At 38.6% G+C, this 25831-nt stretch carries 30 protein-coding genes, 2 tRNA genes and 1 pseudogene; 5 read left to right on the top strand and 28 right to left on the bottom strand.

Annotation, left to right across the window (positions count from 1 at the left end; translation table 11 throughout):
• The 4 genes and pseudogenes from AAX15_RS09405 to AAX15_RS00735 form a co-directional block, all read left to right on the top strand.
• Positions 1 to 111: pseudogene (locus AAX15_RS09405) on the top strand (RodZ domain-containing protein); the annotation flags it as partial.
• A gap of 11 nt (positions 112 to 122) precedes the next feature.
• A complete protein-coding gene (ispG, locus tag AAX15_RS00745; RefSeq protein WP_046938651.1) occupies positions 123 to 1229 on the top strand; it encodes a flavodoxin-dependent (E)-4-hydroxy-3-methylbut-2-enyl-diphosphate synthase in 1107 nt (368 codons plus the stop codon).
• 9 nt (positions 1230 to 1238) lie between these two features.
• Entirely contained in the window at positions 1239 to 2510 is a 1272-nt protein-coding gene (gene hisS / locus AAX15_RS00740) for a histidine--tRNA ligase (RefSeq protein WP_046938650.1), read from the top strand.
• Between the two features lie 17 nt (positions 2511 to 2527).
• On the top strand, positions 2528 to 3142 hold the full coding sequence (locus tag AAX15_RS00735) for a YfgM family protein (protein WP_046938649.1): 615 nt from the start codon (positions 2528 to 2530) through the stop codon (positions 3140 to 3142).
• Positions 3143 to 3190: 48 nt separating this feature from the next.
• Here the strand turns inward: AAX15_RS00735 and iscX are convergent, their stop codons facing one another.
• The 21 genes from iscX to AAX15_RS00630 all read right to left on the bottom strand — a co-directional run bounded on the left by iscX (position 3191) and on the right by AAX15_RS00630 (position 18481).
• Positions 3191 to 3385: a Fe-S cluster assembly protein IscX gene (gene iscX / locus AAX15_RS00730; RefSeq protein ID WP_046938648.1), complete on the bottom strand. Its 195-nt coding sequence runs from the start codon at positions 3383 to 3385 to the stop codon at positions 3191 to 3193.
• Positions 3385 to 3726, bottom strand: coding sequence for an ISC system 2Fe-2S type ferredoxin (fdx, locus tag AAX15_RS00725; RefSeq protein WP_005629440.1), 342 nt, complete (start codon positions 3724 to 3726; stop codon positions 3385 to 3387). The genes iscX and fdx overlap by 1 nt, the downstream gene beginning before the upstream one ends.
• A 40-nt stretch (positions 3727 to 3766) precedes the next feature.
• Positions 3767 to 5626, bottom strand: a complete 1860-nt coding sequence (gene hscA, locus AAX15_RS00720; protein ID WP_046938647.1) for a Fe-S protein assembly chaperone HscA — start codon at positions 5624 to 5626, stop codon at positions 3767 to 3769.
• A gap of 17 nt (positions 5627 to 5643) precedes the next feature.
• Positions 5644 to 6330: a DUF2625 domain-containing protein gene (locus tag AAX15_RS00715; protein ID WP_046938646.1), complete on the bottom strand. Its 687-nt coding sequence runs from the start codon at positions 6328 to 6330 to the stop codon at positions 5644 to 5646.
• A 30-nt stretch (positions 6331 to 6360) separates the two neighbouring features.
• The gene (gene hscB / locus AAX15_RS00710; RefSeq protein ID WP_046938645.1) at positions 6361 to 6882 is read right to left on the bottom strand and encodes a Fe-S protein assembly co-chaperone HscB; all 522 of its coding nucleotides are present in this window, start codon (positions 6880 to 6882) and stop codon (positions 6361 to 6363) included.
• Between the two features lie 12 nt (positions 6883 to 6894).
• Complete coding sequence (gene iscA / locus AAX15_RS00705) at positions 6895 to 7218, bottom strand: iron-sulfur cluster assembly protein IscA (protein WP_046938644.1); 324 nt, start codon at positions 7216 to 7218, stop codon at positions 6895 to 6897.
• A 53-nt stretch (positions 7219 to 7271) separates the two neighbouring features.
• Entirely contained in the window at positions 7272 to 7655 is a 384-nt protein-coding gene (iscU, locus tag AAX15_RS00700) for a Fe-S cluster assembly scaffold IscU (protein WP_046938643.1), read from the bottom strand.
• Between the two features lie 57 nt (positions 7656 to 7712).
• Complete coding sequence (locus AAX15_RS00695) at positions 7713 to 8927, bottom strand: IscS subfamily cysteine desulfurase (RefSeq protein ID WP_046938642.1); 1215 nt, start codon at positions 8925 to 8927, stop codon at positions 7713 to 7715.
• 71 nt (positions 8928 to 8998) lie between these two features.
• Positions 8999 to 9454: a Fe-S cluster assembly transcriptional regulator IscR gene (iscR, locus tag AAX15_RS00690; protein ID WP_046938641.1), complete on the bottom strand. Its 456-nt coding sequence runs from the start codon at positions 9452 to 9454 to the stop codon at positions 8999 to 9001.
• Between the two features lie 56 nt (positions 9455 to 9510).
• On the bottom strand, positions 9511 to 10230 hold the full coding sequence (trmJ, locus tag AAX15_RS00685; protein WP_046938640.1) for a tRNA (cytosine(32)/uridine(32)-2'-O)-methyltransferase TrmJ: 720 nt from the start codon (positions 10228 to 10230) through the stop codon (positions 9511 to 9513).
• A 116-nt stretch (positions 10231 to 10346) separates the two neighbouring features.
• Positions 10347 to 10422 (bottom strand) — tRNA-Lys (locus AAX15_RS00680).
• Positions 10423 to 10445: 23 nt separating this feature from the next.
• Positions 10446 to 10521: transfer RNA gene (locus AAX15_RS00675), tRNA-Lys, on the bottom strand.
• 155 nt (positions 10522 to 10676) lie between these two features.
• Complete coding sequence (pal, locus tag AAX15_RS00670; RefSeq protein ID WP_046938639.1) at positions 10677 to 11138, bottom strand: peptidoglycan-associated lipoprotein Pal; 462 nt, start codon at positions 11136 to 11138, stop codon at positions 10677 to 10679.
• A 24-nt stretch (positions 11139 to 11162) separates the two neighbouring features.
• Positions 11163 to 12446: a Tol-Pal system beta propeller repeat protein TolB gene (gene tolB, locus AAX15_RS00665; RefSeq protein ID WP_046938638.1), complete on the bottom strand. Its 1284-nt coding sequence runs from the start codon at positions 12444 to 12446 to the stop codon at positions 11163 to 11165.
• A 41-nt stretch (positions 12447 to 12487) separates the two neighbouring features.
• A complete protein-coding gene (tolA, locus tag AAX15_RS00660; RefSeq protein WP_046938637.1) occupies positions 12488 to 13669 on the bottom strand; it encodes a cell envelope integrity protein TolA in 1182 nt (393 codons plus the stop codon).
• Positions 13670 to 13683: 14 nt separating this feature from the next.
• Positions 13684 to 14103 (bottom strand): colicin uptake protein TolR, encoded by a 420-nt coding sequence (tolR, locus tag AAX15_RS00655; RefSeq protein WP_046938636.1) that lies wholly within the window; start codon positions 14101 to 14103, stop codon positions 13684 to 13686.
• Positions 14104 to 14167: 64 nt separating this feature from the next.
• Positions 14168 to 14854, bottom strand: a complete 687-nt coding sequence (gene tolQ, locus AAX15_RS00650) for a protein TolQ (RefSeq protein WP_005626973.1) — start codon at positions 14852 to 14854, stop codon at positions 14168 to 14170.
• A gap of 17 nt (positions 14855 to 14871) precedes the next feature.
• Positions 14872 to 15282 carry a tol-pal system-associated acyl-CoA thioesterase gene (ybgC, locus tag AAX15_RS00645; RefSeq protein ID WP_005626975.1) on the bottom strand — a complete coding sequence of 137 codons (411 nt, stop codon included), beginning with the start codon at positions 15280 to 15282 and terminating at the stop codon, positions 14872 to 14874.
• Positions 15283 to 15366: 84 nt separating this feature from the next.
• Positions 15367 to 15654, bottom strand: coding sequence for a cyd operon protein YbgE (gene ybgE / locus AAX15_RS00640; RefSeq protein WP_046938635.1), 288 nt, complete (start codon positions 15652 to 15654; stop codon positions 15367 to 15369).
• A gap of 110 nt (positions 15655 to 15764) precedes the next feature.
• Complete coding sequence (cydB, locus tag AAX15_RS00635) at positions 15765 to 16901, bottom strand: cytochrome d ubiquinol oxidase subunit II (protein WP_046938634.1); 1137 nt, start codon at positions 16899 to 16901, stop codon at positions 15765 to 15767.
• Positions 16902 to 16915: 14 nt separating this feature from the next.
• Entirely contained in the window at positions 16916 to 18481 is a 1566-nt protein-coding gene (locus AAX15_RS00630) for a cytochrome ubiquinol oxidase subunit I (RefSeq protein ID WP_009766713.1), read from the bottom strand.
• 452 nt (positions 18482 to 18933) lie between these two features.
• On the opposite strand from AAX15_RS00630, the gene AAX15_RS00625 reads away from it, so the two are divergent.
• Positions 18934 to 19218, top strand: a complete 285-nt coding sequence (locus AAX15_RS00625) for a DUF5339 domain-containing protein (RefSeq protein WP_005634127.1) — start codon at positions 18934 to 18936, stop codon at positions 19216 to 19218.
• Between the two features lie 51 nt (positions 19219 to 19269).
• Here the strand turns inward: AAX15_RS00625 and ruvB are convergent, their stop codons facing one another.
• The 7 genes from ruvB to aspS form a co-directional block, all read right to left on the bottom strand.
• Positions 19270 to 20277, bottom strand: coding sequence for a Holliday junction branch migration DNA helicase RuvB (gene ruvB, locus AAX15_RS00620; protein WP_009766712.1), 1008 nt, complete (start codon positions 20275 to 20277; stop codon positions 19270 to 19272).
• 7 nt (positions 20278 to 20284) lie between these two features.
• Complete coding sequence (gene ruvA / locus AAX15_RS00615; RefSeq protein ID WP_046938633.1) at positions 20285 to 20899, bottom strand: Holliday junction branch migration protein RuvA; 615 nt, start codon at positions 20897 to 20899, stop codon at positions 20285 to 20287.
• A 62-nt stretch (positions 20900 to 20961) separates the two neighbouring features.
• The gene (gene ruvC / locus AAX15_RS00610) at positions 20962 to 21534 is read right to left on the bottom strand and encodes a crossover junction endodeoxyribonuclease RuvC (RefSeq protein WP_046938632.1); all 573 of its coding nucleotides are present in this window, start codon (positions 21532 to 21534) and stop codon (positions 20962 to 20964) included.
• 46 nt (positions 21535 to 21580) lie between these two features.
• A complete protein-coding gene (locus tag AAX15_RS00605; RefSeq protein WP_005637404.1) occupies positions 21581 to 22321 on the bottom strand; it encodes a YebC/PmpR family DNA-binding transcriptional regulator in 741 nt (246 codons plus the stop codon).
• A gap of 12 nt (positions 22322 to 22333) precedes the next feature.
• Positions 22334 to 22786, bottom strand: coding sequence for a dihydroneopterin triphosphate diphosphatase (nudB, locus tag AAX15_RS00600; protein WP_046938631.1), 453 nt, complete (start codon positions 22784 to 22786; stop codon positions 22334 to 22336).
• Positions 22787 to 22887: 101 nt separating this feature from the next.
• On the bottom strand, positions 22888 to 24156 hold the full coding sequence (locus tag AAX15_RS00595) for an NRAMP family divalent metal transporter (protein ID WP_046938630.1): 1269 nt from the start codon (positions 24154 to 24156) through the stop codon (positions 22888 to 22890).
• Between the two features lie 273 nt (positions 24157 to 24429).
• On the bottom strand, positions 24430 to 25831 hold a 1402-nt coding region (aspS, locus tag AAX15_RS00590; RefSeq protein WP_046938629.1), incomplete at its 5' end, for an aspartate--tRNA ligase.

Genomic DNA, 25831 nt, shown 5'->3' with positions numbered 1-25831 from the left:
TTTTCATTAATTGTTGGCGCACCAAGTAATGTGCGTATCACCTATAAAGGTGAAAATTATCCATTAAAAGTGGATGGCCGCATTGCAAAATTCAAACTTTCACAGCCTTAATAAGGAAAAAGATGTCAGCTTTTCAACCAAGCATTAAGCGTCGTGAATCGACAAAAATTTATGTAGGAAATGTACCAGTTGGTGGTGATGCACCGATTGCCGTGCAGTCAATGACAAATACTCGCACCACTGATGTGGAAGCGACAGTTGCTCAAATTAAATCATTAGAACGTGTTGGTGCAGATATCGTTCGTGTATCTGTTCCAACAATGGATGCTGCAGAAGCATTTAAACAAATTAAACAGCAAGTGAATGTCCCTCTCGTAGCAGATATTCATTTCGACTATCGTATCGCTCTAAAAGTCGCAGAATATGGGGTAGATTGTTTACGTATCAATCCAGGCAATATTGGTCGTGAAGATCGCATTCGTGCCGTTGTTGATTGTGCTCGTGACAAAAATATTCCGATTCGTATCGGCGTAAACGCAGGCTCTTTAGAAAAAGATCTACAAGAAAAATACGGTGAGCCAACACCAGAAGCATTATTAGAATCAGCATTACGTCATGTAGAAATTCTAGACCGTCTTAACTTCGATCAATTTAAAGTGAGTGTAAAAGCCTCTGATGTATTCTTAGCGGTGGAAGCTTATCGTTTATTGGCTAAAGCAATTAAACAACCTTTACATTTAGGCATTACAGAAGCAGGTGGCGCACGCGCTGGTGCAGTAAAATCTGCGGTGGGTTTAGGAATGTTATTAGCTGAGGGTATTGGCGATACGCTACGCGTTTCTTTGGCGGCAGATCCTGTAGAAGAAATCAAAGTCGGTTTTGATATTTTGAAATCTTTACGAATTCGCTCTCGTGGCATTAATTTTATTGCGTGCCCAACGTGTTCTCGACAAGAGTTTGATGTAATCGGTACAGTAAATGCGTTAGAACAACGCCTTGAAGATATTATTACACCAATGGATGTATCAATCATTGGTTGTGTAGTAAATGGTCCAGGTGAAGCACTCGTATCTGATCTCGGGGTGACCGGTGGTAACAAAAAAAGCGGTTATTATCTTAATGGCGAACGTCAAAAAGAACGCTTCGATAACGAAGATATTGTTAATCAATTAGAAGCAAAAATTCGTGCAAAAGTCGCACAACAAGATCCAAAAAACAGAATTATTTAAGGAAAACTCGTGGCTAAAACTATTCAAGCGATTCGTGGAATGAACGATTGCTCCCCAACTGAATCTCCATTATGGCAATGGATTGAAGCGCAAGTACGCCAAGTATTAAACAACTACGGTTATTCCGAAGTGCGTATGCCAGTTGTAGAAACCACACCATTGTTTGCGCGTGCAATCGGGGAAGTAACAGATGTTGTTTCAAAAGAAATGTACACATTTTGGGATAACGATGAACAATTAACCTTACGCCCTGAAGGCACTGCAGGTTGCGTGCGTGCCGCCATTGAACACGGTTGGATCTATAACAATGAACAACGCTTGTGGTATATGGGACCAATGTTCCGTCATGAGCGTCCGCAAAAAGGTCGTTACCGTCAATTCCATCAAGCAGGTATTGAGGTATTCGGTATTGCGAATCCAGAAATTGATGCAGAATTAATCATGCTTACCTACCGTTTATGGAAAACATTAGGTATCGATCAACATGTTACACTTCAACTTAACTCAATTGGTTCTTTAGAAGCACGCGCAAATTATCGCTCAGCTTTGGTTGGATTCTTAAAAAACCATCAAGATTTAATGAGCGATGAAGAAAAAGATCGCTTGGTAAAAAATCCGCTTCGTATTTTGGATACCAAAAATCCAGAATTACAAAAAGTATTAGATAATGCGCCAAAATTACTTGATTATTTAGATGATGAAAGCCGTGAGCATTTTGAACAATTATGTTCATTATTAGATGCAGTGGGTATTCAATATGAAATTAATCCTAAACTCGTTCGTGGCTTAGATTATTACAACAAAACTGTATTTGAATGGGTAACTTCCGCTCTTGGCGCACAAGGTACCGTGTGTGGCGGTGGTCGATATGACGGTTTAGTGGAACAACTTGGCGGACACGCAACCCCGAGCATCGGATTTGCGATGGGATTAGAACGTTTAGTCTTGTTGGTGCAAGAAGTTAATCCAAATATTCCTGTGAAAAGTGCGGTGGATATTTATGTTGTTTATCAAGGTGAAGGCGCAACATTAGCCGCTTTTGAATTAGCGGAAAAAGTACGCTCAGAATTACCGCACTTAAATACCATGTTGCACTGCTCTGGCGGTAATTTCAAAAAACAATTCAAACGTGCAGATAAATCAGGAGCAACATTAGCATTAGTTATAGGCGAAAGCGAAGTACAAAATAAACAAGTCGTTGTTAAACACTTGCAGGGTGGTGCAGATCAGCAAACCTTAAATTTAGTGAATATAATCGACTATATTCAAACTCAATTTTAATTTAAAAGGAGAAAAACATGGCTTATTCCATAGAAGAAGAACAAGAGATTAACCAGTTGAAAGACTGGTGGAAAGAAAATGGCAAAACAATTATTGTCGCTTTTATCTTAGGGGTTGGTGGTATGTTTGGATGGCGTTATTGGCAAGCTCACCAAGCAGAGCAAATCGCTCAAGCTTCGGCACAGTATGATGCGTTAATCTATTCTGCACAACAAGATGAGCAGGCTAAAAAAGCAAATATAGAACAATTTGTGCAAGCTAACAGCAAAACGGCATACGCTGTCTTTGCTTTGTTAGATGAAGCGAAAAAAGCGACAGAGAAACAAGACTTTGCTGCAGCAGAAGCAAACTTAAATCAAGCATTAACCCAATCTCAAGATGAAGTATTAACATCTATTGTTGCATTACGTCTCAGTGCAGTACAATTTCAATTGGGTCAATTAGACAATGCGTTAACCACCTTAAATCAAGTGAAGGGTGAAAGTTTTAATGCTCGTAAAGCTATTTTAACTGGCGATATCCAAATCGCTAAAAGAGATAAAGTTTCGGCTAAAAGCAGCTTTGAGAAAGCACAACAAAGTGGTAGCCAATTAGAACAACAAATGGCAAAAATGAAATTAAACAATCTTTAAAATAATACCCGCATCAAAGTGCGGGTATTTTTTCAATCAAATTTCTGATTATTCAAATTCATCCAACCATTTCAATAAAATAGCCTCAAGAATTGCTTCATTTGACTTATTCGGATCATCATCAAAATCTTCAAGTTCACAAATCCATTTATGTAAATCAGTAAAACGAACAGTTTTTGGATCTAAATCTGGATTACGATCGTAAAGTTCTTCTGCAATTAATTGAGAATCAGTCCATTTCATTAGTGGGCAGCCTCATTGGCATGGTTGATGTTATATTTCGGAATTTCTACCACAAGATCTTCGTCTCCCACTACACATTGGCAAGATAAACGACTATCCATTTCTAATCCCCAAGCTTTATCCAACATATCTTCTTCTTGATCACTCGTTTCATTTAGAGAGTCAAACCCTTCACGGATAATCACATGGCAGGTTGTACAAGCACAAGAACCATCGCAAGCATGATGGATTTCCACCCCTGCATTGTGTGCAACTTCTAATAAGTTATCACCTGCAGCCGCATCAACAACCATACCTTCGGGACAAAATTCTTCATTAGGTAAGAAAATCACTTTTGGCATAACACTTTCCTCAAAATTATTTAATAATCTGACCGCACTTTTACGGTTTTTCAATATCTGACAAATTTTTGCCTGTCAAAGCTTTATTAATCGATGCATTCATTCGACGTGCTGCAAATTCTTGGGTAGCAATATCCAAGGCTTTAATTCCTTGCGCGATTGCATCACGATCTGAACCTTGTTTTACATCCATTAATTGTTTTAACACACGTTCAATATGATGAAACTCTTCTGTGCTAAGCAATTCAGCCCCATCAACTTGCAACGCAACAATCACGCTTTCAATCACACGATCTGCTTCTACTCGTTGCTCAGCTAATTCACGAGCTTGCAAATCCTCTTGCGCATTATCAAAAGAAGATTTAATCATTGCTGTCACTTCTTCATCGGTTAAACCATAAGAAGGTTTAATTTGAATTGATGCCTGCACTTTCGTCGATTTTTCCATTGCAGTCACACTTAATAAACCATCTGCATCGACTTGATAAGTCACTCGAATATGAGCGGCCCCCGCAGCCATTGCCGGAATACCTCGTAGAGTAAAACGCCCTAAAGAACGACAATCATCTACCAGCTCACGCTCACCTTGTACAACATGAACAGTCATTGCTGTTTGGCCATCTTTGAAAGTAGTAAACTCTTGTGCACGAGCTACGGGAATTGTTGTGTTACGTGGAATAATTTTTTCCACTAATCCCCCCATCGTCTCTATGCCTAAAGAAAGCGGCACGACATCCAGCAACAACATATCAGAGTCAGTTTTATTACCGACTAAAATATCCGCTTGAATTGCGGCACCAAGTGCCACAACTTTGTCTGGATCAATGGAAGTGAGTGGTGTTTTACCAAAAAACTCGCCAACTTGTTCTCGTACGTATGGCACTCGAGTTGAGCCACCAACCATCACCACCGCTTGCACTTCTTCAGATTCAACGTTGGCATCTTTCAAAGCTCGGCGACAAGTTAACAATGAACGTTTTACAAGTGAATGAATCAACTCATTAAATTGTTCCCGTGAAATTTCTACTGAAAAATTCTGCCAAGAAATCACTGCACTTTTCTCTGTAGTTAAAGCAATTTTGGCATGACTCGCAAGGGTTATCAATTCGCGCTGTTGATTTGGGGTTTGTGGTTTTACTTGGGTTTGTTCAACAACCCAGTCTGCAATTAAATGATCAAAATCATCACCACCTAGCGCAGTATCGCCACCTGTTGCTAGAACTTCAAAGACACCTTTTGATAAGCGTAAAATTGAAATATCAAATGTACCGCCACCTAAATCATAAACTGCAATAATCCCTTCCTGCCCGCTATCCAATCCATAAGCAACTGCGGCTGCAGTAGGTTCATTCAATAAACGTAATACATTTAGCCCAGCTAAACGCGCAGCATCCTTAGTACTTTGACGTTGAGCATCATCAAAATAAGCAGGAACCGTAATCACAACCCCAGAAAGCTCGCCACCAAGGCGTTGTTCTGCAATATGATTTAAACGCGATAAAATATCTGAAGACACTTCAATTGGACTTTTGGGGCCCTGTGCTGTAACAATTAAAGGTAATCCATTTTCATTCGCCACAAATTCATAAGGCAAACTAGGATAACGAGACTGAACATCAGAAAGACTGCGACCAATTAAGCGTTTTACTGAGATCACCGTATTTTTTGGATCAAGTGATGCTTGTTCAAAGGCTTCCAAACCAACTTTCTTCTCTGCAACGCCATAATGAACGACCGATGGCACAAGACTACGCTCTTGTTCATCATTAAGAATCACGGATTGTCCACTGCGCACGGATGCAACCAAAGAATTGGTTGTTCCCAAATCAATCCCAACGGCTAAACGATGTTGATGCGGTGCCGCAGCTTGTCCTGGTTCTGCAATTTGTAATAATGCCATATGCTATTTTCTACTGGTTATGCGACGGAATACGCCAAATCAAATTTATTTTTTTCTGCAAAGCTTGCTTGGTAATGGGTTTCAATATTGACTTCGTGTTTTTGACGTTCATCAATCGCTATTTTTCTCTCTTCGCTTAAGTCTGGCGAGAATATAAAAATTTGATTACCATCCAATTGTTTCACATCATCTTGCCAATTTTGCCAAAATAGACCTTGATAAAAAGCCTCTAAATCACCATTCAATGCCCAAGCTAAAAATTCTGTATAAGTAAAATTTAAATTATGCCAAGTGAGATCTTTTGGTGAAAAGTAATAAATTTTGCCAAGGCTATCGCCTAAGGAACCACCATTTAATGCAAAGTAACCGCCTATCACATCATCGGCAACCAATAAATACTTTGGTTTTTCACCAGACTCACTAAAAGACTTACTAAAATTCCAATCCATTAATCCACGCGGTAATTTAAGACTTCCTGAACCTAAAATACGCAACCAACCATAATGAATTAAAATTCCACCTGTTTCATAAATCACAGCTCCCATTGGTGATGATGTTGGCATTTGCATGGTAAAAAGTTCGCGTTCTGCACTTGATTGATCTTTTTTAATAACATAACAATGATTACGTGCACTTTCAATCCATTGGGAAAGTATAGGCCAAGCAGAGTTTTCTGGAGATATTAATTGTTCGAGAGTTTGCATAATATCAAGGGATATTGAGATATAGATCTATTACAGTTCAAAAAGGCGTTCTTCTACACGTTCAATTTCTTCAGAAAGCTTACGAGTAAAACGTAATTTATCACACTGTTGAGATGCTTTCATCCATTGTTGGGATGTCAGACTCTCAGAAAGCGCGGTCAATAATGACTGAGTTTCTTGTTTAATTTCTTTCACAAAAGCGTTTAATGCTTTTTCATCTTTCTGATCTTCAAGTTCTTCTAGTTGTTCTCGCCACTGTAACTGTTGCATTAAAAACGCCACATCTTGTGTACTTTTTTGCTCAAGATCTATCTGCTCACCAGTATTAAGAGTAATAATAGCTTCCGCTCGTAAAATTGGGTCTTTTAACGTTTTTAAGGCATCATTCACTTCGGTGGATTTTTGCATCGCAACGCGTTGTTCTAACGCACTACTTGATGCAAAATTATCTGGATGCAGCGCCTTTTGTAATTCTAAATAACGTGTATTTAGCGCTTTCTCATCTAATTGAAAATCAACGGGCAAATCAAAAATTTGAAAAGGATTTAACATCAGATTATTACCTTAAACATGGAAACTTTCGCCACAGCCACAAGATTCTTTTACATTTGGATTATTGTATTTAAAGCCTTCATTTAAGCCTTCTTTCACATAATCCAACTCAATACCATTGAGATAAACTAAGCTTTTTGGATCGACAATAATATTCACACCGTGCTGTTCAAAAACTTGATCTTCTTCATTTAAGATATCAACAAACTCAAGCACATAAGCTAAGCCAGAACAGCCTGATGTTTTCACTCCTAAACGCAAACCAATGCCTTTGCCACGATTATCCAAAAAAGCTTTCACTCGTTGAGCGGCTTTTTCTGTTAATGTAATACTCATATATCCCCCAAAACCACTAAAAGTGCGGTCAAAACTGACCGCACTTTTTCATATTATTCGCCTTTTTTGGATTTGTAATCAGCAATTGCCGCTTTAATTGCATCTTCCGCTAAAATGGAACAGTGTACTTTCACTGGTGGCAATTCTAACTCATCTGCAATTTGGCTATTTTTGATAGCGCCTGCTTCTTCTAAAGATTTACCTTTCACCCACTCTGTAATTAATGAGCTAGATGCAATAGCAGAACCACAACCATAAGTCTTGAATTTTGCATCTTCAATAATGCCGTTATCATTTACTTTAATTTGTAACTGCATTACATCACCACAAGCTGGCGCACCCACCATGCCAGTACCAACATTGCTATCTTTTTTATCCATAGAACCCACATTGCGCGGATTTTCATAATGATCGATTACTTTTTCGCTATAAGCCATTTTAACTTTCCTTTTTTAAATCCTTGAGAAACGCCATTTAATAATAGCAGTTAAATCCTAGTGAGCTGACCACTCAATTGTACTAAGGTCGATACCTTCTTTAAACATATCCCATAATGGCGATAATGCACGAAGTTTTTCCACCGCACCTTTTACTAAATTAATAGTGTAATCAATTTCTTCTTCAGTGGTGTAACGGCCAAGTGTAAAACGAATTGAACTGTGTGCCAATTCATCATTTAAACCAAGTGCGCGCAATACATAAGATGGCTCTAGGCTAGCTGATGTACAAGCAGAACCAGAAGATACTGCAATATCACGCAATGCCATCATTAAAGATTCACCTTCAACATAGTTAAAGCTAATATTTAAATTACTATCTAAACGGTGCTCCATTGAGCCATTTACGTAGGTTTCTTCAATATCTTTTAAGCCATTATATAAACGATCACGAAGCGCTTTTAAACGTGGCATTTCTGTTGCCATTTCTTCTTTTGCAATTCGATAAGCTTCGCCCATTCCCACGATTTGGTGAACAGGTAATGTACCTGAACGCATTCCGCGCTCATGGCCACCGCCATGAATAATCGCTTCTAAACGAATACGTGGTTTACGACGAACGTATAACGCACCAATACCCTTTGGCCCATAAAGTTTATGGCTAGACATAGATAATAAATCAACAGGCAACTCTTCCAAATTAATCGCAACTTTGCCCACACTTTGAGTTGCATCTACGTGGAAAATCGTTTTATTTGCACGACAAAGCTCACCAATAGCTTTAATATCTTGCAACACACCAATTTCATTATTGGCATGCATAATTGAAACTAAAATAGTATCAGGACGAAGTGCGGCTTTAAATTTTTCTAAATCAATTAAGCCATCAGACTCGGGTGATAAATAAGTCACTTCGAAACCTTCACGTTCTAATTGACGACAAGTATCTAATACGGCTTTATGCTCAGTTTTGCAAGTGATGATATGCTTACCTTTAGTTTGGTAAAAATGCGCAGCACCTTTAATTGCAAGGTTATCTGATTCTGTTGCACCAGAAGTAAACACAATTTCACGAGAATCGGCACCAATAAGATCCGCAATTTGATTACGAGCCACATCAACCGCTTCTTCTGCTTGCCAACCAAATTTATGCGAGCGAGAAGCTGGGTTACCGAATGTACCGTCAATGGTTAAAAATTCCATCATTTTTTTCGCAACACGCTCGTCCACAGGACAAGTTGCTGCATAATCTAAATAAATAGGTAATTTCATTTTTCACTCCTAAATCATTCTAAATTTGACCGCACTTTTAATGCATTTTGCACTGTACGGACTACTTTCCCTTATTGATTAACAATTAATAAATTCTCAAAATCGCTATGAGTTTGGCGTTTTGACTCACGTTTACTCACCAATTCAGCCAAAGTAATTTCATTGAGAAAACTTTCAATGCGATTACTCAGATCTTCCCACAATGTATGAGTTAAACATTCTACGCCATTTTGACAATTTCCACGACCAAGACATTTTGTCACATGAATATTTTCATGTACCGCTGAAATAATCATTCCCACTGAAATTTGGTCACTTGGTAAACCTAGCTGATAACCTCCACCAGGTCCACGAACACTTTTTACTAATCCATCACGACGTAATTTAGCAAAAAGTTGTTCTAAATAAGATAGCGAAATATGTTGACGTTCAGAAATATCTGCAAGGCTCACAGGACCTTTTTCTGCATTTAAAGCGATATCTAAAACCGCAGTGACTGCATAACGACCTTTCGATGTAAGTTTCATAAAGTATTCCTAAAAAGTGATGTTGCAATATTTACATATCCTACTAAATCAGTCAATTAATCTAAATCAAGATCAACCCGTTTTTCGACCGCACTTAGCATGCCATTTAAAATATTTAATTCATTTTTTTCAAGTTGAGCGCGATAATATAAACGCTTTAATTTATGCATAACACCTTGATTTTGAATGAATCCTAGTGACTGATATACGCGCTCAGTATGCTCAAAAAAATAAGCGAGTTGTTCTGCAGTTGGATAGTTTTGTTCTATTAAAGAAAGTGAATTTTCCTTCTTATCTTGAGCTAAAAATGCCATGCGCAATTCATAGCTTACCAACTGTACCGCCATTGCCAAATTTAAAGAAGAATAATCAGGATTAGCTGGTATATTCAAATGGTAATGACATTTCAACAATTCTTCATTCGTTAATCCAATACGTTCACGACCAAACACAATAGCTATCTTGCCTTTATGCGCTACAACTTTCTCCGCGCATTCTCGAGGCTCGATCAATGTACTTTGTAAATGACGTAAACGAGCACTTGTACCAACCACCAAAGAGCAATCATCGACGGCTTCATCAAAGCTATCGACAACTCTAGCATTTTTTACAATATCTTCTGCACCAGCTGAAAGAGCATAAGATTGTTCATCAACAGATTTTGGTGAAACAAGATAAAGCTGGGCCAATCCCATTGTTTTCATTGCTCTAGCAGCAGAACCAATATTACCGCTATGCGAAGTCTCAATTAAAACAATACGAATATTTTCCAACATAATGATGCCCGACTAAAATTTAAGGGTATTCTACCACAATAACCGCTAAAAATAGTCAAGAATTTAAGCAAATTAAAGAAATTTAAAATATTAGAGATGAATAATAAAAATAAGAATGGTGGGTTGTGAGAAGCTCGAACTCTCGACCGACGGATTAAGAGTCCGCTGCTCTACCAACTGAGCTAACAACCCAACTGGACAACTAAATCAGAGAGTGGTGGGTCGTGAAGGATTCGAACCTTCGACCAACGGATTAAAAGTCCGCTGCTCTACCGACTGAGCTAACGACCCACTGTGTTGATGAATTAATGATAGCGCATTTATTTTAGAATCAAAAGAATAAATTCATTCTTTCAAGCTAATTGGTTAAATTACAAACGATGAAAACAAAACAGGATCCAATAAAAAAATGGATCCTGTTTTTCAAGTATTAGAAATACTAAGAATTAGTACGCTAACACTGCACGACGGTTTTTAGAATATGCAGCTTCATCGTGGCCTAATACTGCAGGTTTTTCTTCACCGTAAGATACTGTGCCTAATTTACCAGCATCAACACCTTTACCAGCCAAATAACCTTTAACTGCATCTGCACGACGTTGACCTAACGCGATGTTGTATTCTGGTGTACCGCGTTCGTCAGTGTTACCTTCTACTAATACTTTAGCTGCTGGAGTTGCATTTAAATATGCTGCGTGTGCATCTAAGATTTGAACGTATTCACCTTCGATGTTGTATTTGTCAAAACCGAAATATACGGTGTTGTAACGTTGTTGAAGATCAGCAACAGAGTATCCACCGAAAGTTTGACCAGCACCGTTGCCTGCAGCATCGTTGTTAGATGAGCTACAAGCTGCTAATGCAGCTACAGAACCTGCAACTAATAATGATTTAACAAATTTGTTCATTAGATTTCTCCTCAATGAGTTTTTTTATTTAGTTAAGTATGGCGACCAAGCTGGAAATTTTACTTGGCCATTACTTCCTGGAAGGCTCGCCTTAAAGCGACCATCTGCAGAAACCAATTGTAACACCTTTCCTAGGCCTTGTGTAGAGCTATAAATAATCATAATTCCATTTGGTGAAAGACTTGGACTTTCACCTAAGAATGATGTGCTGAGTACTTCCGAAGCTCCAGTTGTAAGATCTTGTTTAACTACATTATTGTTACCATTAATCATTACAAGGGTTTTACCATCAGCACTAATTTGTGCACTACCACGACCACCAACAGGCGTTGCGCTACCACCATTCGCACTCATGCGATAAACTTGTGGTGAACCACCTCTATCAGAGGTAAAAAGAATTGAACTACCATCTGGTGACCAAGATGGTTCTGTATTATTACCTGCCCCACGGGTTAATTGAGTTGGTGTACCACCATGAGAATTCATCACATAAATATTTAATAGTCCATCTTGCGAAGAGGCAAACGCTAAACGTGAACCGTCCGGTGAAAATGCTGGTGCACCATTATGACCAGGAAAAGATGCTACCACTTTACGAGCACCAGAATTTAAATCTTGTACAACAAGTTGTGATTTTTTATTTTCAAAAGATACATACGCTAAACGTTGGCCATCTGGAGACCAAGCTGGTGACATAATTGGTTGAGAGCTACGATTTACGATAAATTGATTATAGCCATCGTAGTCTGCAACACGAACTTCATAGGGTTGTGAACCGCCATTTTTTTGTACAACATAAGCGATACGAGTTCTAAAGGCACCACGGATCGCAGTTAATTTTTCAAAAACTTCATCACTAACAGTATGAGCACCATAGCGTAACCATTTATTTGTCACTGTATAGCTATTTTGCATTAATACAGCCCCTGGCGTACCTGATGCACCAACGGTATCAATTAATTGATAAGTAATACTATAACCATTACCAGATGGAACAACTTGTCCGACCACAATTGCGTCAATTCCAATATTAGACCAAGCTTCAGGATTTACTTCAGCTGCTGAAGTTGGACGTTGAGGCATCTGAGACACTGCAATAGGATTAAATTTACCACTGTTACGTAAATCATCAGCAACAATTTTGCTAATATCTTCCGGTGCAGATCCAGCAAACGGCACAACAGCTATAGGACGTGCACCATCAACCCCTTCATCAATTACAATGCGAACTTCATCATCTGCGAATGCATTGCTTGCAACAGCAAGTACAATCGCTAATACGCTTACTAAACGTTTTAATAATTTCATTTTGTTACCTTTAAAATTTAACAATAAATTTTTATAAAGAATTATCGAATATCAAAGTCAATAATTGGCGATTTATATTTCTCATAGATAGCATCCGATGGCGCAGCTGGAACTTTTTTCGTTCTAGCCACCGCACTTAATGCTGCTGTACAAATATCATCAGGACCTGAAATTTTTTGATATCCCAAGATTGTTCCATCTCGACTCAATTGAATTTTAATACGACAAACTTTTCCTGCAAAACTTGGATCTTTTAAGAAACGACGTTGAATCTCTTTCTTAATCACTCCAGCGTATTGATCTCCTACTTTGCCACCATCGCCAGAACCAAGCGCAGCACCGCTACCTTGTGTTCCACCTTTGTTCACATTTCCGCCTTTAGATGCACTACCGCCACCAATATCTCCGCCATTTAAGAAATCATCTAAACTGGCTTGGTCCGCTTTTCGTTTTGCTGCATCCGCTTTAGCTTTAGCATCGGCAGCAGCCTTAGCTTTCGCCTCTGCCGCAGCTTTAGCTTCTGCATCTGCTTTTGCTTTAGCATCGGCAACGGCTTTAGCTTTAGCATCGGCCTCAGCTTTTGCTTTAGCATCTGCTTCAGCTTTCGCTTTAGCCTCAGCTTTTGCTTTAGCAGCGGCTTCAGCTTTTGCCTTGGCTTCTGCTTCTTGTTTTGCTTTTTGTGCTGCAAGTTCTGCTGCTTTAGCTTTCGCCTCTTCTTCAGCTTGTTTTGCTGCTGCAGCTAAACGTTTAGCTTCTGCATCTGCTTTTAATTTTGCAGCTTCAGCCGCTTGTTTAGCCTTAGCCTCTTCAGCTTGTTTCTGTTTTTCCAACGCTTCTTGACGAGCTTGCTCTTGTTGTTTTTTTATTTCTTGCTGACGTTGCTGTTCTTGCTGACGTTTTAACTCTTCTTGTCGTTGAACTTCCTGTTGACGCTTAATCTCTTCTTGATTAGGTTGCGGCGGTTTTTCTTCAACAACGGGTTCTGGATGTTTCTGTTTATCCGCTTGCCCTTTTTTCTGTTGTTGAATTCTACCCCATTCTTGCGCTGCAGAGCCAGTATCGACCATTACTGCCCCCATAGCATCACCATCACCTTCACCACCACCCATAATTTCAACTGTATGGTAGAAAGAGCTGACAATCAACAATCCAAACAAAACAAGGTGCATCACTATAGAAATAACAAATGAATTTGCGCCTTTTTTTTGTCGATTATTTTGCACGGTTACCTACTTAGTTAAATTGGGTTTGTCATTAAACCAACAGATTTAATTCCAGCAAGGTGGAGCAGATTAAGTGCTTTAATCACTTCTTCATAGGGAACTTCCTTAGCTCCACCCACTAAAAATAGTGTGTTATTATCTTTATCAAATTCTTGTCGAGATAATTGTGTCACCATTTCTTCCGTTAACCCTTCTTGACGTTCTCCGCTAATAGAAATCGCATATTGTCCAATCCCTGAAACCTCAAGAATTACCGGCACTTTATCTTCATTAGATACATTTTGACTTTGCACTGAATCTGGCAATTCCACTTGTACGCTTTGGCTAATAATTGGTGCTGTTGCCATAAAGATCAACACAAGCACTAACAATACATCCAAAAACGGTACAATATTAATTTCAGATTTAATATCTTTACGCTGACGACGAGCCATAATTCAAATCTCTCTTATTTTTCACCGCACTTAACGAAAGAGTGCGGTGTATTTTTTCTATATTTTAGTGTGGTGCTTTGCCGAAAGCTTGGCGATGTAAAATCGTCGTAAATTCATCAATAAAGTTGCCGTAATTCTGTTCGATAGCATTCACGCGTAAACTTAAACGGTTATAAGCCATTACAGCCGGAATCGCAGCAAATAAACCGATTGCAGTAGCAATCAATGCCTCGGCGATACCTGGGGCAACCATTTGTAAAGTTGCTTGTTTAGCGCCACTTAATGCCATAAAAGCGTGCATGATCCCCCAAACAGTTCCGAATAAACCAATATAAGGGCTAACAGAAGCTACTGTAGCCAAAAATGGTACGCGACTTTCAAGGCTTTCAACTTCACGATTCATTGTAAGATTCATTGCTCGCGTAGTTCCTTTAATAATCGCCTCAGGCGCATCAGGATTCACTTGTTTCAAGCGAGAAAACTCTTTGAAACCAACAAAGAAAATTTGTTCGCTACCCGTTAAAATATCACGACGATTTGATAATCCTTCATATAGCTTATTCAAATCTTCACCAGACCAGAAACGGTCTTCAAAAGTATTCGCTTCTTTTAAAGCGGCCGTTAAAACTCGGCTACGTTGGATAATAATCGCCCAAGAAATAATTGAGAATGAAATCAAAATCACAATTACAAGCTGAACAACAATACTTGCTTTTAGAAAAAGATCTAAAAAATTCAATTCTGCAGTCATTGCATACTCCGAAAAGTTTATTTTAGGTTGTAAAACGCAGCTTTTACTTCTTTAGGAAGCGCCACAGGTTTCATATTGCCAAGATGAACACTGGCTACCTTGACTGTAGCCTTTGATAACATCACCGTATCACGCATAAGTCGTTGCTCAAAAAGGATTGTTGCACCTTTTATCTCTATGACATCTGTTTCTACCGTGAGTAAATCATCCAATTTTGCCGCAACGCAATAATCAATAGCGAGCGATTTGACAACAAACGCGAGTTGTTGTTCTTGTAATAAAGTTTGCTGCGTAAAATTTAACGCTCGCAAATATTCTGTTCTAGCCCGCTCAAAAAAATGCAAATAACGAGCATGATACACAACGCCACCAGCATCAGTATCTTCATAATATACTCGAACGGGAAGATAGAAGGTTTTTTCTGACATTATTAAGCTTTGCCCACCGCAATGAGTCGGATATTTTAGAACCTGTTTTTTAGATAAGCAATATGCCGAAGAAAAAAATCATCCTCATAAATAAAAATGCTCTACAGCACTAATCAATATAATGATATAAGCGATATAAGGTAAGAAAATTAGTTTCCAAATTACGCTTTTAATTTCAAATCCTATTCCATGAATCCAAACCGTAATCAATCCCCAAAAAATCATCAAAATCCACCAAGGAGAATCATTTCGTAACAACGTTGAAAAATTATCAACATTAAAGAAAAATACGGCTGTTAGTCCTAGAGCTAAAATAAATGAAAGGGTTCGAAACGAACCCTTATTAATTAATTGATAGAGTGAATGAATCATATTACTCGTCAAATTTTCCTGCTTTTTCTTTGCCAATGGTTAATTTTGCACTGGCAAATATAGCTAATAACACACCCACTACCCAAATTACATATAACATATTAATCTCCTTAGTATAATGAGTGTTTATTTTCATCAATGAAATTCGCATCTAAGCGACCAAACATCTTCGAATAAGACCAAATGGTATAAACCAAAGAAATAGCCACAAAGATAAGTGCAAAAATCAACATTAACGTTAATGTTAATTCACTTGAAGTTGCATCCCACATTAACAAACTCTGTTCAGGATGAGAGCTTGAAGGCATCACAAATGGGAACATAGATACTGCAGCAGTAATAATTACGCCAGCCATTGTTAATGCAGAGAAAAAGAATGCGAAACCACAACGATTAGCTTTAGAAAATGCCGCATTTAATAATGCAGCAACTACTGCTAATGCAGGGAAAATCCAAAGAATTGGCATTTCATTGAAATTTCTAAACCACGCACCAGTTTCAACAGCAACTTCTTTATTCATTGGAGAAGATGGCGCGTAATGATCCACAACACTCGTTACTACATAACCTTCTTTAAAGTATAACCATGCACCAGCTAATACAAATGCAATTAAAGTCACAATAGCACCGATTTGGCTAACTGAGCGAGCGCGATCACGCAATTCTTCGGTTGTTTTCATTTGTAACCAGTTCGCACCGTGAGTTACAAGCATTGATAAGCTAATAACACCACACAATAATGCAAATGGATTTAATAATTCGAAGAATGAACCGGTGTAAGTTACTTGAGTCAATTCGTTGAAATGGAATGGGACGCCTTGTAATAAATTACCAAAAGCTACACCAAATACTAATGATGGTACAAAACCACCTGCGAATAGTCCCCAATCCCAAACTGAACGCCAAGTCGGGTTATCAATTTTTGCACGATATTCAAAACCCAACGGGCGTAAGAATAACGCTGCTAAAACCAATACTAAAGCGATGTAGAAACCTGAGAATGAAACTGCATATACAATTGGCCATGCCGCAAATACAGCGCCGCCTGCAGTTAACAACCAAACTTGGTTACCATCCCAATGTGGGGCAATAGAGTTGATCATAATACGGCGTTCCACTTCTTTTTTGCCTGTTACAGGTAAAAGTGCGGTCACGCCCATATCGAATCCGTCGGTAACAGAAAAACCGATCAACAATACAATAACTAACACCCACCAAATAAAACGTAGAAATTCATAATCAATCATAATTCATCTCCTGCTTATTTAGATGATTGTTCAAAGTAGTATTTGCCGGTTTTTAACGCACTTGGACCCAAACGCGCATATTTAAACATCAAATACATCTCAACAATAATGAACGCAAGATAAAGCGCACAAATTAAACCAATAGAGAACCATAAATCGCCAGTACTTAACTGAGACGCCGACACCCCAACAGGTAAAACTTCATAAATTGCCCAAGGTTGACGACCAGACTCAGCTAAGAACCAACCAAATTCAATTGCTAAGATTGGCAATGGAATACACCAAAGCAATGCTTTAAGCAATAAGCGAGAAGAAGTGACTTTGTTACGTAAATTTTGAACAAATGCGCCGAAGGTCAGTAAAATAATTAAACCACCGGCTGCTAACATCCCACGGAATGCCCAGAAGTTAGGACCTACGTTTGGAATAGTATCGCGAGCAGCTTGTTTAATTTGTTCATCTGTTGCATCTACAACTTTATCTGTGTAACGTTTTAATAATAAACCAAAACCTAAATCACCTTTTACTTCATCAAATTTTGCTTTAGTTTCTGGATTTACGTGGCCTGCTGATTTTTTCTCTGCTTTTAATTGCGTGAATAAATCGTAAGCTACCATACCGTTACGAACACGACCTTCATTTTTCGCTTGAATATCTTTCAAACCAACAATTTCAGTATCTAAAGAACGCGTTGCAATTAAACCACCCAAATATGGGATCTCAATCGCAAAATCATTTTTCATTTCTGCAGTATTTGGAATTGCAACTGGATGAAATGGCGCTGGCGCAGGATGAGTTTCAAACTCGGCTTCCATTGCAGCCAATTTCACTGGTTGTGCTTTACCAATGTCGTAACCTGATTCATCCCCCATAATTAACACCGCTGATGCCGCGATAAAACCAAAGGTTGCAGCAACAGAGAATGAACGTTTGGCAAAACCAATATCACGACCTTTTAATAAATAGAATGCACTAATACCTAATACAAACATTGCACCAGTCGAATAACCTGCTGTTAACGTGTGCAAGAATTTACTTTGGGCAACTGGATTTAGCCAAAGGTCTAAGAAGCTGGTCATTTCCATACGTACTGTCTCAAAATTAAATTCTGAGCCAGCTGGAGACTGCATCCAACCATTAGCAACTAAAATCCACATTGCAGATAAGTTCGAACCGAAAGCTACACAATATGTAGCAAGTAAGTGTTTACCTTTAGTTAAACGATCCCAACCAAAGAAGAATAACCCCACAAAAGTTGATTCTAAGAAAAAGGCTAGTAACGCTTCAATCGCTAATGGCGCACCAAAAATATCACCTACATAATGAGAATAATAAGACCAGTTAGTACCAAATTGGAATTCCATAATGATACCTGTGGTCACCCCAAGGGCGAAGTTAATACCAAATAACTTACCCCAGAATCTTGTCATATCTTTATAAACTTCTTTGCCTGTCGCCACATAAATGGTTTCCATAATCACAAGGACGAATGACAAACCTAATGTCAGCGGCACGAAAATGAAGTGATACAACGCAGTTAAAGCAAACTGCAAGCGAGAAAGGTCAACAACGTCCAACATTCTCAACTCCTCTGTATAAACAACATTAGTTCCAACAATGATTAAAAAGGCAAAGCCTTAAATAATCCCTAATCACTCAACTCCAATTAGCTAAGTTTAAATTGGTTTATCTACATAATCATTCTCAAATGGTTAAAAAACACCAATTATTATAGAGATAAGCCAAATTTGCGGGTATTCTACTACTAAACATAAGGATAAAAAACAGTAAAAACGATATCTAGATCACATTTTTGACATAAGACATAAAATACCTATTATTTATTAAAAATAATTTAATTGATATAAATCAATTTTGCTATTTTTTGTACAAAAATATATGTTACACGTGATCCTTATCACAATTTACGACAATAAATGACTTCAAAAGCTAGACATACTAAGTATATTTTGCTATTTTCCCGCCTAGTTTAATTTTTAGATTTCATAATAAAGAGAAACAAGGACTTAAAATGAAAAAAACATTCCTTATTTTAACCGCACTTTTCTCTGCTGTATCAACCTCTACTTTTGCATCAAATATTCTGCCACAACAATGTGAACAACTATTTAAAGAAACTGAGAATTTGATCGCGCAAGCAGAAAAACAACCTGGCACTCATACACAGGTAGGAAAAATTAAAAATAAGTTAAACCAAAGCAAACAACAGATTCTTCAAATGGAATTAGCGACTCAGTTAAAAAGTTGTGAAGTGGGTTTAGCAAAATTAAGTAATTTGAAAAGTTATAGCGAGTAATTAAAAAAGCCTTATTGGGTACAATAAGGCTTTTTTAGTGGTTAAATTTATCTAGTCTGATAATTTCTGCAGACCGAAATGACGATAAGTTTGCGATGTTGCAATACGACCACGCGGCGTTCTTTGTAGAAACCCCTGTTGAATCAAATAAGGCTCTAACACATCTTCAATGGTATCGCGTTCTTCACCTATTGCAGCAGCAAGATTATCCAGCCCTACTGGCCCGCCGTCAAAACGCTCAATAACTGCAGACAATAATTTTCTATCTAAATAATCAAATCCGGCATCATCTACATCCAGCATTGAAAGCGCTTGTTTTGCCACATCTACAGAAATTACCCCCCCATTACGCACATCTGCATAATCACGCACACGTCGTAATAAACGGTTTGCAATTCGAGGAGTGCCTCGTGAACGACGAGCCACCTCAAAAGCAGCTTGCTGTTCTAATTCGAGATTCAAACACCCCGCACTTCTTGCTACGATAGATGTTAAATCTTCTACAGAATAGAATTCCAAACGTTGCACAATACCAAAACGATCACGCAATGGTGAAGTCAAAGAACCCGCTCTAGTCGTCGCGCCAACCAAAGTAAAAGGTGGCAAATCTAATTTAATAGAACGAGCAGCAGGCCCTTCACCAATCATAATATCCAATTGATAGTCTTCCATTGCTGGATAAAGAACTTCTTCAATTGCAGGGGAAAGTCGATGAATTTCATCAATAAATAACACATCATGCGGTTCAAGATTAGTTAGCATTGCGGCTAAATCTCCCGCCTTTTCTAATACAGGCCCTGATGTTGTACGAATATTCACGCCCATTTCATTTGCCACAATATTAGCAAGCGTTGTTTTTCCCAAGCCAGGAGGGCCAAAAATTAATAAATGATCCAAGGCATCTTGACGGAGTTTGGCTGCCTTGATGAAAATATCCATCTGCTCACGCACTTGCGGCTGCCCAACATAATCCGCTAATAATTTCGGACGAATAGCGCGGTCAATAACATCTTCATCAAGCTTAGCTTGCCCGCTAATAATTCTATCTGCTTCAATCATGTCTCACCTACAGTGCGGCTTTTAAAGCTTCGCGAATAACTTGCTCGCTTGTTAAATCAGGTTTAGCTACTCGTTTCACCATTTTTTCTGCTTCTGAAGGTTTATAACCTAAAGCAATCAAGGCTGAAATAGCTTCATCGGATGAATTTTCTGCACGCGATTCAATAGATGGCGCTGATGGAATATGAGTACTTTCGACAAAGAAATCGCTTTGTTTTACGCCTTTGAATTTACCTTTGAGTTCAACTAATAAACGTTCAGCTGTTTTTTTGCCAACTCCTGGAATTTTAGTGAGTTTAGAAAGCTCTTCTCTCTCAATTGCATAGGCAAATTGTTCGACCGACATGGCGGATAAAATCGCTAAGGCTAATTTAGGCCCTACCCCATTTGTTTTAATTAATTCACGAAATAAAGTGCGGTCTGTTTTCTGGGCAAATCCAAAGAGTAAATGAGCATCTTCACGAACAACAAGATGGGTGAATAAAGTAGTTTCTTGACCAATTTCTGGTAAATCATAGAAACTCGTCATAGGCAAAAGCAATTCATAGCCTACGCCTTGCACATTAAGTAAAATTTCTGGAGGTTGTTTTTCTAAAAGAATGCCTTGTAAGCGACCGATCATAATTCTTCCGAATGATAAAAAACTTAACGCATAGAATAAAATAAAACTGGACGAACATCCAGTTAAATTTTTAATCTAAAGCGTCCTCGGCTATATCTGGTCTTTAAAAGTGCGGTCATTTTTTCTTGCGTTTCTGTCATTTTTACAGAATTGGCAATATGTAAAGAATGTTGAATAGAATGCGCATGTGTAATCGCGATAGCCAACGCATCCGCGGCATCGGCTTGAGGTTTATCTGACAACTTCAAAATACGAGTCACCATTTCTTGCACTTGCACCTTATCTGCGGAACCAATACCCACCACTGTTTGTTTTACTAAACGTGCGGCATATTCAAAAACAGGTAAACCATGATTTACCGCTGCAACAATCGCCGTACCGCGAGCCTGTCCGAGTTTCAAGGCTGAATCCGCATTCTTCGCCATAAACACTTGCTCAATTGCAAACATATCAGGTTGAAATTGCGTGATGATTTCAGTTACTCCAGCATAAATGCGTTTTAAACGGGTTGGTAAATCTTCAACTTGAGTACGAATTGCGCCACTGCCAAGATATTCTAAATGTCTTCCTGTTTGACGAATCACACCATAACCAGTTACTCGAGAGCCTGGGTCAATACCTAAAATAATGCTCATAATTTCTATAAAAAATGGGTAATTAAATTACCCATTTATTGCATTATTAAAGTTGAGATGCCACTTCGTCACTGATTTCACCGTTGTGATATACGTTTTGTACGTCATCACAATCTTCCAACATATCAATTAAACGAAGTAATTTTGGTGCAGTTTCAATATCAAGATCAACCGTTGTTGATGGAATCATCGTTACTTCAGCTTCTTGAACTTTAAAGCCAGCTGCTTCAATGCCATCACGCACTGAACCTAAGTCTTCCCAAGCTGTATAGATTTCAAATGAACCATCATCTTGTGGTTGAATATCATCAGCGCCTGCTTCAATAGCCGCTTCAGTTAATGCATCTTCATCTGCTTGTTCAATTAAAATTAAACCTTTCTTGCTAAATAAATAACCAACAGAACCTTCTGTTCCCAAGTTACCACCACATTTAGTAAAGCTTGGGCGCACTTGTGAGATCGTACGGTTTGCATTATCACTTAAACATTCAACCATAACCGCTGTCCCACCTGGACCATAACCTTCATAGATTTTGGTTTCCATATTGGTGTCATCGCCACCACCTACACCACGATCAATAGCGCGGTTGATAGTATCACGCGTCATATTGTTGCTAAGTGCTTTATCTACTGCTGCACGTAAACGCGGGTTAGCACTCACATCGCCACCACCAATTTTAGCTGCGGTAACAAGTTCACGAATTAATTTAGTAAAAATTTTACCGCGTTGTGCATCTTGTGCTGCTTTGCGGTGTTTAATATTAGCCCACTTACTATGGCCTGCCATGTTGTTTTCCTTCTATTTATCTTTAAGAATATATTTTCTAATTGCTTCCGCATTATTGGAAGATTTTGTCATTTGGATTGCTTTTTCAGGGGAAACCCATTGATATGCCAAATGCTCACTTAATACTGGTTCGAATTCTTGCTCCATTGCCAATAAAAACCAATGTTCACGGCAATGCGTCACATTCGGTGCGTATTTATATCGGAAATGTGGAAAAATTTCAAATTCTATGCTCTCTTTGCAATCAAAAAGTGCGGTGGAATTTTCTTCTATTTTTAATCCAACTTCTTCCCAAACTTCTCGAATTGCTGTTTCTCTTGGTGTTTCGTTGATTTCCAATGTCCCCGTAACAGATTGCCAAAAGGTAGGATCATCTTGGCGCTGAAGCATAAGAACACGATGCGTGCTTTCCGCATAAATTACCACGAGAACCGATTGATTATTTTTATATTTCAAGCTCGTCATCTACATAATTGAGAATGGGCAGCATCATACCTTTTCTGTTAAAAACTTTCAAAAAAATTACCGCACTTTAAAACTAAAGTGCGGCAATTATCTCAATTATTTTAGTTTAACCAGCCAGCTTGTTGGGCGATAAACAAGCCTGCAAAGGCTGTTAAGTAGAATAAACCGATAAGGGATAACCACAATAATCCGCCTTTTACACTGTGTTTCGCATGCTTAGTCAGAGATAAATTTAACCAAGCAAAAATTGGTGCAGAAACAAATGAGGCAATCATTGCGAATTTCAACATCGGCCCAACGGCATTATTAAAGTAGAAAATAATCGCTAAACCAGACAATGCTGCCAAAATCATACCGATATTAAGAATTCTCACTGAGCTTTCTTGTTTACCGAATAAAATACGTAAAGATTCAACATTGGTACGCGAATAACCATCAATTACCGTGATTGTTGTACCAAACATACACATGAACGCGATTACTGCAATTAATAAACGTGCCCATTCACCGATAGTACTTGCATACATATTGATAAGTTGCGCAATATATTTTCCGCCCACCATCTCTACGGTTTCAGGGGAACCATATTGTACCAATGCGCCAAGGGCTAAGAAAACAACGGCTAAAATGGCGGTACCGATGTAACCCACGTTGAAGTCAAACAAACCATCTTGATAAGACACTTTCGTTAGACGACGTTTTGCCACCACCCACATAGAATTAATTGCAGAGATTTCAATTGGCGCCGGCATCCAGCCCATTAACGCAACTAAAAAAGCTAATTTGCTTAATTCCCATGGAGAAGGCGCGACAAAATCAGGTGCGGCTACACCATTAATCCCATTACGCATAAAGGCAATCACCACTGCGCTCATGGTTGTCACCGTTAAAGCAATCATGATGATTTTCGATAAACTATCTAATAGACGGTATTTTCCTAACAACAAAATGCCGGTTGTCACAAGAATCACTAATGAGCTTAACACGGGCATTGGGAGTGGAATTGGTGTAATGAAGGTTAAAATTGCTGCTGTTAATAACCCTACTGCAGCAGTATTAACCACTGTCGCAAAAATGTTTAGAGCTAAGAATAACCAAAGATAGAATTTTCCTTTTTGGCGGTACCCCTCTAACAAAGTATTACCTGTATCTAGAGTATATTGAACACCGAAACGGAAGAAAGGATATTTAAATAAGTTAGCAAGAATAACAATACTCACTAATTCCCAACCATAGATCGCACCCGCTTGGGTTGATGCAATAATATGTGAACCACCGACAGCCGCTGATGCCATCACGATCCCAGGACCTAAGGCAGAGAATTTACTCGCCCATGTTGATTTTTCTACTGAAGTTGAAACTTCACTCATAAAATTTTCTCTTATAAATTGACCATAAACCGAAAAAGGCCTTATTTATAATAGAATTTTATTCTTGGGTAAAGTAGACAAAGCCTAACAAAAAGGATCAATAAAAGAACAAGAATCTAATTATGGATATTTTTCAGAATATAATTTTAAAATAAATGACATTAAAGCATATTCATACCAGAAAAGTAATATGTTTAAGTGAATAAAATTTTTTTCACAAAAATGCAAAAATGCGGCCAAATCTGACCGCACTTCATTCCTAATATTTCAAACTTATTCTGCTTTAACGACAGAAATTGCCAACTCTTCCAACGCCTGCGGATTCGCAAAGCTAGGTGCTTCTGTCATCAAGCACGCTGCTGCTGTAGTTTTAGGGAAAGCAATCACATCGCGGATATTTTCCGTTCCAGTTAAAAGCATGGTTAAACGGTCTAAACCAAATGCTAAACCTGCATGTGGCGGTGTACCAAATTTTAATGCATCCAATAAGAAGCCAAATTTTTCACGTTGTTCTTGTTCATTGATACCAAGAATGCGGAATACGGTTTGTTGCATTTTCGGATCGAAAATACGAACAGAACCACCACCTACTTCATAGCCATTGATCACCATATCGTAAGCATTTGCTACCGCATCGGTTGGATTCGCTTCTAATTGCTCTGGGCTGAAATCTTTTGGTGAAGTGAATGGGTGGTGCATTGCAGCAAGATTACCGTCTTCATCACGTTCAAACATTGGGAAATCAATCACCCAAAGCGGTTGCCATTCGTCTAAACTAGTTAAGCCAAGATCACGACCTAATTTCAAACGTAACGCACCCATTGCATCAGTGGTGGTTTGCCATTTATCTGCACCGAAGAATAAGATGTCGCCAGTTTGAGCTTTCACACGTTCAGCTAAGGCTTTCCATACCTCTTCATTTAAGAATTTCGCAATCGGGCTTTGTACGCCTTCAAGACCTGCATTAATGTCATTTACTTTCGCCCAAGCTAAACCTTTTGCACCGTAAATACCAACAAATTGTGTATATTCATCAATTTGTTTACGAGTGATTTCAGTACCATTTGGTACACGAATGACTGCCACACGGCCGTTTGGATTGTTTGCAGGCTCATTAAATACTTTAAATTCAACGTCTTTAACGATATCTGCCACATCGACTAATTCAAGCGGGTTACGCAAATCTGGTTTATCTGAACCAAAACGAGTCATCGCTTCTTGCCAAGTCATTTGTGGGAATTTACCTAAATCCACACCAATGATGTTTTGCCATAAACCGTGCACCATGCGTTCCATGATCTCACGTACTTCTGGCGCAGTTAAGAAAGAGGTTTCCACATCGATTTGGGTAAATTCTGGTTGACGATCTGCACGTAAATCTTCATCACGGAAACATTTCACAATTTGATAATAACGGTCAAAACCAGACATCATTAAAAGCTGTTTGAAAAGCTGTGGTGATTGTGGCAATGCATAGAATTTGCCTTTATGCACACGGCTTGGCACTAAATAGTCACGCGCACCTTCTGGCGTTGCTTTGGTAAGCATTGGGGTTTCAATATCAAGGAAACCATTATCATCCATGAAACGACGCACAAAGCTGGTGATTTTTGCACGGGTTTTCAAACGTTGCGCCATTTCTGGGCGACGTAAATCTAAATAACGATATTTTAAA

The sequence above is a fragment of the Haemophilus haemolyticus genome (genome assembly GCF_001008275.1).
GTDB classification, from domain to species: domain Bacteria; phylum Pseudomonadota; class Gammaproteobacteria; order Enterobacterales; family Pasteurellaceae; genus Haemophilus; species Haemophilus haemolyticus_P.
This window is presented reverse-complemented; position numbering and strand designations above follow the sequence as displayed.

Coding starts and splice junctions, on each gene's coding strand:
- ispG (WP_046938651.1), top strand. CDS start 123: ATGTCAGCTTTTCAACCAAGCATTAAGCGTCGTGAATCGACAAAAATT.
- AAX15_RS00735 (WP_046938649.1), top strand. CDS start 2,528: ATGGCTTATTCCATAGAAGAAGAACAAGAGATTAACCAGTTGAAAGAC.
- iscX (WP_046938648.1), bottom strand. CDS start 3,385: ATGAAATGGACTGATTCTCAATTAATTGCAGAAGAACTTTACGATCGT.
- fdx (WP_005629440.1), bottom strand. CDS start 3,726: ATGCCAAAAGTGATTTTCTTACCTAATGAAGAATTTTGTCCCGAAGGT.
- hscA (WP_046938647.1), bottom strand. CDS start 5,626: ATGGCATTATTACAAATTGCAGAACCAGGACAAGCTGCGGCACCGCAT.
- AAX15_RS00715 (WP_046938646.1), bottom strand. CDS start 6,330: ATGCAAACTCTCGAACAATTAATATCTCCAGAAAACTCTGCTTGGCCT.
- hscB (WP_046938645.1), bottom strand. CDS start 6,882: ATGTTAAATCCTTTTCAAATTTTTGATTTGCCCGTTGATTTTCAATTA.
- iscA (WP_046938644.1), bottom strand. CDS start 7,218: ATGAGTATTACATTAACAGAAAAAGCCGCTCAACGAGTGAAAGCTTTT.
- iscU (WP_046938643.1), bottom strand. CDS start 7,655: ATGGCTTATAGCGAAAAAGTAATCGATCATTATGAAAATCCGCGCAAT.
- AAX15_RS00695 (WP_046938642.1), bottom strand. CDS start 8,927: ATGAAATTACCTATTTATTTAGATTATGCAGCAACTTGTCCTGTGGAC.
- iscR (WP_046938641.1), bottom strand. CDS start 9,454: ATGAAACTTACATCGAAAGGTCGTTATGCAGTCACTGCGGTTTTAGAT.
- trmJ (WP_046938640.1), bottom strand. CDS start 10,230: ATGTTGGAAAATATTCGTATTGTTTTAATTGAGACTTCGCATAGCGGT.
- pal (WP_046938639.1), bottom strand. CDS start 11,138: ATGAACAAATTTGTTAAATCATTATTAGTTGCAGGTTCTGTAGCTGCA.
- tolB (WP_046938638.1), bottom strand. CDS start 12,446: ATGAAATTATTAAAACGTTTAGTAAGCGTATTAGCGATTGTACTTGCT.
- tolR (WP_046938636.1), bottom strand. CDS start 14,103: ATGGCTCGTCGTCAGCGTAAAGATATTAAATCTGAAATTAATATTGTA.
- tolQ (WP_005626973.1), bottom strand. CDS start 14,854: ATGACTGCAGAATTGAATTTTTTAGATCTTTTTCTAAAAGCAAGTATT.
- ybgC (WP_005626975.1), bottom strand. CDS start 15,282: ATGTCAGAAAAAACCTTCTATCTTCCCGTTCGAGTATATTATGAAGAT.
- ybgE (WP_046938635.1), bottom strand. CDS start 15,654: ATGATTCATTCACTCTATCAATTAATTAATAAGGGTTCGTTTCGAACC.
- cydB (WP_046938634.1), bottom strand. CDS start 16,901: ATGATTGATTATGAATTTCTACGTTTTATTTGGTGGGTGTTAGTTATT.
- AAX15_RS00630 (WP_009766713.1), bottom strand. CDS start 18,481: ATGTTGGACGTTGTTGACCTTTCTCGCTTGCAGTTTGCTTTAACTGCG.
- AAX15_RS00625 (WP_005634127.1), top strand. CDS start 18,934: ATGAAAAAAACATTCCTTATTTTAACCGCACTTTTCTCTGCTGTATCA.
- ruvB (WP_009766712.1), bottom strand. CDS start 20,277: ATGATTGAAGCAGATAGAATTATTAGCGGGCAAGCTAAGCTTGATGAA.
- ruvA (WP_046938633.1), bottom strand. CDS start 20,899: ATGATCGGTCGCTTACAAGGCATTCTTTTAGAAAAACAACCTCCAGAA.
- ruvC (WP_046938632.1), bottom strand. CDS start 21,534: ATGAGCATTATTTTAGGTATTGACCCAGGCTCTCGAGTAACTGGTTAT.
- AAX15_RS00605 (WP_005637404.1), bottom strand. CDS start 22,321: ATGGCAGGCCATAGTAAGTGGGCTAATATTAAACACCGCAAAGCAGCA.
- nudB (WP_046938631.1), bottom strand. CDS start 22,786: ATGACGAGCTTGAAATATAAAAATAATCAATCGGTTCTCGTGGTAATT.
- AAX15_RS00595 (WP_046938630.1), bottom strand. CDS start 24,156: ATGAGTGAAGTTTCAACTTCAGTAGAAAAATCAACATGGGCGAGTAAA.